Below are 5,467 nucleotides of genomic sequence, written 5' to 3' on the forward strand. Positions count from 1 at the left end.
GGCAAGGCAACAAAAAGGGGTCAGGAAAAAAACATACATGGGTTTTGACCATAGCAGTCCTAATTCAAACGTGACGGAAATCAGAACTCTTGGTGGATTCTTCCCCAACTTCGGTGATATTCCCTATCTTCCGACTCTCACACCTAATCGAGAATGGCGCTGATTACCCATAACTTTTTTCTTTCCTGCTGCCCCCTGACCGAGACAATCAGTAGATAATCGGTTATTCAATCAAGAACCGTCCCATCTTAGGTTCGGGAAACCACCCTTCATTAGACTGGCAAATCAAGTTCAGTATAAATAATGGTAATCCAACCGATGGTATAAAAACTCGCAACGGTTATTGCTTGAACCAATCTGACGGATAATTCTCTAATCCTCTCCTACCCTACCAGTATTTGTAGTTATAGGCACCCGGAACACTCTTATGGCAAAAGTTGTTGGAATTGACTTAGGTACAACAAACTCCTGTGTAGCAGTAATGGAAGGTGGTAAACCCACGGTTATTGCTAATGCAGAAGGTTTTCGGACAACCCCTTCAGTCGTAGCTTATGCCAAAAATGGCGATCGCTTAGTCGGTCAAATTGCTAAGCGTCAGGCGGTGATGAACCCCGAAAACACTTTCTATTCAGTCAAACGCTTCATTGGACGTAGATACAGTGAAGTCACCAACGAGGCTACCGAAGTATCTTACAAAACTCTCAAGGTTGGTGATAATGTCAAGCTAGATTGCCCAGCTCAAGGAAAGCAATTTGCGCCAGAAGAGATATCAGCTCAGGTGCTGCGCAAGCTGGTTGATGATGCTAGCAAGTATCTTGGGGAAACCGTTACCCAAGCCGTAATTACTGTGCCAGCTTACTTCAATGACTCCCAGCGTCAAGCTACTAAGGCAGCGGGTAAAATTGCTGGGGTTGAAGTGCTGCGGATTATCAACGAACCCACCGCAGCCTCTCTGGCTTATGGTTTAGACAAGAAGAGCAACGAAACTATCCTAGTGTTTGACTTGGGTGGTGGTACCTTTGACGTCTCCATTCTAGAAGTAGGCGACGGGGTGTTTGAAGTGTTGGCTACCTCCGGTGACACTCACCTCGGTGGTGATGACTTTGATAAGAAAATTGTTGATCACCTAGCCAAAGAGTTCCAAAGCGCAGAAGGGATTGACCTACGTAAGGACAAGCAAGCTCTACAACGTCTGACTGAAGCCGCAGAGAAAGCCAAGATTGAGTTGTCTAGCGTTATGCAAGCTGACATTAACTTGCCTTTCATCACGGCTACCCAAGAAGGGCCTAAGCACCTGGATATGACCTTGACTAGGGGTCAGTTTGAAGATATTTGCTCTGACTTAATCGACCGTTGCCGCATTCCGGTAGAGAATGCCATCAAAGATGCCAAACTCGACAAGAGTGCCATTGATGAGGTGGTCTTGGTTGGTGGTTCCACTCGGATCCCTGCAGTGCAAGAGGTGGTCAAGAAGGTACTTGGCAAGGACCCCAACCAAACCGTTAACCCCGATGAAGTGGTAGCAGTAGGTGCTGCTATCCAAGGTGGTGTATTGGCTGGTGAAGTCAAGGATATCCTACTGTTGGATGTTACCCCCTTGTCCTTGGGTGTGGAAACTCTCGGTGGCGTGATGACGAAACTGATTCCCCGCAACACCACTATCCCCACCAAGAAGTCAGAAACCTTCTCTACTGCTGTGGATGGTCAGACCAACGTAGAAATCCATGTTCTTCAGGGTGAGCGGGAAATGTCCTCTGACAACAAGAGCTTGGGAACCTTCAGATTGGATGGTATTCCCCCTGCACCCCGTGGCGTCCCTCAGATTGAGGTAACCTTTGACATTGATGCCAACGGTATCCTGAATGTTACCGCTAAGGACAAGGGCACTGGTAAGGAACAGTCGATCAACATTACTGGTGCGTCCACCCTATCCGATCAGGAAGTAGACCGGATGGTGAAAGATGCTGAAGCTAATGCAGAGGCTGACCAAGAGCGTCGTGAGAAGATTGACCGTAAGAACCAAGCTGATTCTCTGACCTACCAGGCCGAGAAACAGATTAAAGAACTGGATGATAAATTGCCAGCTGCTGATAAGGAGAAGATCGAAGGGTTGATCAAAGACCTGCGAGAGGCAATTGGCCAAGAGGATGATGAGAAAATCAAGACTCTGACCCCTGAGTTACAACAAGCTCTCTACAGTGTTAGTGCTAACCTCTATCAACAAGCTGAGGGGGCTGCTCAGGCTACCGATGCTGACACACCAGGCCCTGATGCTGCTGCTTCTGGTAGCTCTGGTGGTGATGATGTCATTGACGCTGAGTTTTCTGAAAGCAAGTAGAGGTTTGGGTAAGCATATGCGCTACGCGCACGCTACTTGAGGTGCGGTCAGCGGTCAGCGGTCAGCGGTCAGCGGTCAGCGGTCAGCGTCCCGTAACTCAGATCAAAAAAATGGTTACCTGTTTTATTCATAAACTGATAACTGATAACTGATAGCTGATAGCTAATAGCTGATAGCTGAATACTTAGATGGCTAATAGCTAATGGCAGAGAATCCTAACCCTTAGTTGATCCCTGTCCAAAGTCTAATCAAGGTTGATGAGTGATACAATGCTCATCAACCTTTTGTTTATTGGATTTTAGGGAGTAGGGAGTAGGGAATCGGGAATCGGAAGTAGGGAAAAAATTATCACAATTACGACACGGATTGCTATATGATAAATTAGTACCTAAAGTCTAGACAAAAGGCATTCATGCTAGAGGCAATAGTCGTCACTTAGTAAAGTTGATTAATAATAGAGGATATCAGTATTTTTAGCAAAAAAAGTAAATCCTTAAAGTAGTTTATCGGTGACATTTTTAAAACATCAAAACATCAAACTAAAATCAACTTTTGCCTATTGCCTATTGCCTCTTCTGAATTCCCGATTCCCGATTCCCGATTCCCGATTCCCGATTCCCTAACCAACTGAAAACCCTATTGTGGATAAACAAACGATTGATTCAATTCAAAACCTCCGCTACCAAGCTGCATCTTTGCTAGTTTATCAATCAGTATTGAGTGAAGGGGTAGGTTTAGCTTTTTTGAAACTATTAGAAGCTATAGTGAACAGGGATGTGGATGACATCCGTTGTTTAAAAGCTTATGGTGACTGGTTTCAAGGGTTAGCTAGCAAAAACGAAAGTTGGCAATATTATCTGTTTAGGCAAATCCTTAGGGCTGATAATTCCTTTACCAGGCAAGTGCAAGGTTCTGAATTAGAAACATTACCCCCAGCATTGGTAGAGGCGGCTCGTCATGACTTACAAGCTTTACAAAATATCTATAAGTGCAGCACTAAACAACTTTGTAAGTGGGTCAAAAGAGCATCTGTTTTACCAGTTGAACTGGTGCCTTGGAATTGTGAGTCAAGTCAATCCAGGTCTGGGTCTGACCAGAGTGATAAACGTAGTCGATGGCAAGCTGATCTACAAGCTAAACTAAATAATTTAGACAATTGGGCTGATGGCTTGGAGGCGATCGCGGCATACTATCGAGAGTTTGGCACTGGACTTTTTGCTGACTATCAGGGGTTTCGTTGGCAATCAGGTCAGTTGTTTGGTATTGCTAATCCAGATCCGATTAGACTCAGTGAGCTGGTGGGCTATGAATTGGCGCGGACGCAATTGCTCAAGAATACAGAGTTTCTGCTGAAAGGCTACCGAGCCCTGAATGTATTACTTTACGGTAGTCGCGGTTCAGGTAAGTCTTCTTTGGTCAAGGCGTTGTTAAATGAATACGGTGAGCGGGGATTGCGAATTATTGAAGTCCCGAAATCAGAGATGATCGATTTACCGGTGATTACCGAGCAATTGCGAGACCAGCCTCAAAAATTTATTATCTTTATCGATGATTTATCCTTTGAAGAGGATAATGATTCCTACAAAGCTTTAAAGGTAATGTTGGAAGGGAATTTAACAGCACGACCTGACAATGTTGTGGTTTACGCGACCTCTAATCGACGACACTTGATTCGAGAATTCTTTGAAGACCGTCCCCGTCCTAGCAATGAAGAGGTTCATGGTTGGGATACGGTTCACGAGAAACTTTCGTTTAGCGATCGCTTTGGCTTAACCCTAACCTTTGAGAAAGCTGACCAGAAAACCTACCTCAAGATTGTCCAACATCTAGCTACCCTAGCCCAAATCCCCCTTGAACCTAGTGAAATCAGACCTCGTGCCTTACAGTGGGCAATCCGAGCCAATGGTTTCTCTGGTAGGACAGCACGACAATTTATTAATTTTTTACAAGCAGAGGAAATGGGGAATCGGGAGTCGGGAGTCGGGAGTCGGGAGTCGTGAAGAGATGTAGATGTAGGATGGGCACTACACAGAGCGATTAACTCAGCTTGCTAATTCTGTAGCTAGCTACTACCCACCTAGTTACTGCCCACACTTGCGATCTAAATTTGAACACGGTGGGTTACGGCGCGCAGCAACACTGATTGGTAATCCCTCAAAATCCCTGACCGCGCCTAACCCACCCTACGAACTCCCGATTCCCGATTCCCGATTCCCGATTCCCGATTCCCGATTCCCGATTCCCGATTCCCGATTCCCTACTCCCTATATGATCATCGATTTTCCATGGGAAAAGCCCCTGGTCGCACCACGATTAGTTTGGTCTTACCGTTACGAAGCACTTCCACCTCTAACTGGGAGCCAACTTCAGAGGCTTCCACACCCTGCTGAACCTCAGTGGCATTTTTAACTGGTTTCGACCCAACGGTTTTAATGATATCTCCTGATTTGAAACCAGCTCTCTGGGCGGGGGAGCCTGGCACCACCCGGACGATTAAAACCCCATCATCTTGGGTGACTTTCAGGTCAAAGTCTTGGTCTTGATTAATTTTTTCTCTCAACTCTGGGGTCACGGTCACCATCTGAATGCCTAGGTAAGGATGCTCAACTTTACCTTTGGAAAATAGTTGATTGGCAATCCGTTCGGCAGTTTCCACCGGGATAGCAAACCCTAAGCCTTGGGCATTGGCTCTAATAGCGGTGTTAATCCCAACTACTTCACCAGTGGCATTCAACAACGGTCCACCAGAATTACCAGGGTTAATTGCGGCATCAGTTTGGATAAAGCTGACCCGTTTTTCAGGAACCCCGACCTGGGAACTGGAGCGCCCTAAAGCACTGATGATACCGACGGTTACAGTATTATCTAAACCGAGGGGATTACCAATAGCGATCGCCCATTCTCCTGGGGTCAAATTCTCTGCTTTACCCAAGTTGACTGTGGGCAAGTCCGTTGCTTCAATTTTGACTACGGCTACATCGGTGACTGGGTCAGTGCCCACCACTTGACCGTCAAAGCTGCGACCGTCTTTTAGGGTGACTTTAACTTCCTCTGTGCCTTCTACAACGTGGGCATTGGTAATCAAGCGTCCATCGGAGCTGAGGATAAACCCAGAGCCGGTGCCTTGCT

General features: G+C 46.2%; 3 protein-coding genes. 2 read left to right on the forward strand and 1 reads right to left on the reverse strand.

From position 1 onward, the window contains the following. Positions 1 to 427 precede the first annotated feature (427 nt). Together dnaK and F6K38_RS34270 are read left to right on the forward strand one after the other, a co-directional pair. The gene (dnaK, locus tag F6K38_RS34265) at positions 428 to 2,338 is read left to right on the forward strand and encodes a molecular chaperone DnaK (RefSeq protein ID WP_008186736.1); all 1,911 of its coding nucleotides are present in this window, start codon (positions 428 to 430) and stop codon (positions 2,336 to 2,338) included. Positions 2,339 to 2,979: 641 nt separating this feature from the next. Further along, positions 2,980 to 4,338 (forward strand): ATP-binding protein, encoded by a 1,359-nt coding sequence (locus F6K38_RS34270; RefSeq protein ID WP_008186734.1) that lies wholly within the window; start codon positions 2,980 to 2,982, stop codon positions 4,336 to 4,338. A 272-nt stretch (positions 4,339 to 4,610) separates the two neighbouring features. Here the strand turns inward: F6K38_RS34270 and F6K38_RS34275 are convergent. Beyond that, on the reverse strand, positions 4,611 to 5,467 hold an 857-nt coding region (locus F6K38_RS34275; protein WP_287359559.1), incomplete at its 5' end, for an HhoA/HhoB/HtrA family serine endopeptidase.

Source organism: Moorena sp. SIO3B2 (assembly GCF_010692525.1).
In the GTDB taxonomy this organism is placed as follows: Bacteria; Cyanobacteriota; Cyanobacteriia; order Cyanobacteriales; family Coleofasciculaceae; genus Moorena; species Moorena producens.

Excerpts from the sequence above, each read along its gene's own strand:
- dnaK (WP_008186736.1), top strand. The coding sequence starts at position 428 with ATGGCAAAAGTTGTTGGAATTGACTTAGGTACAACAAACTCCTGTGTA.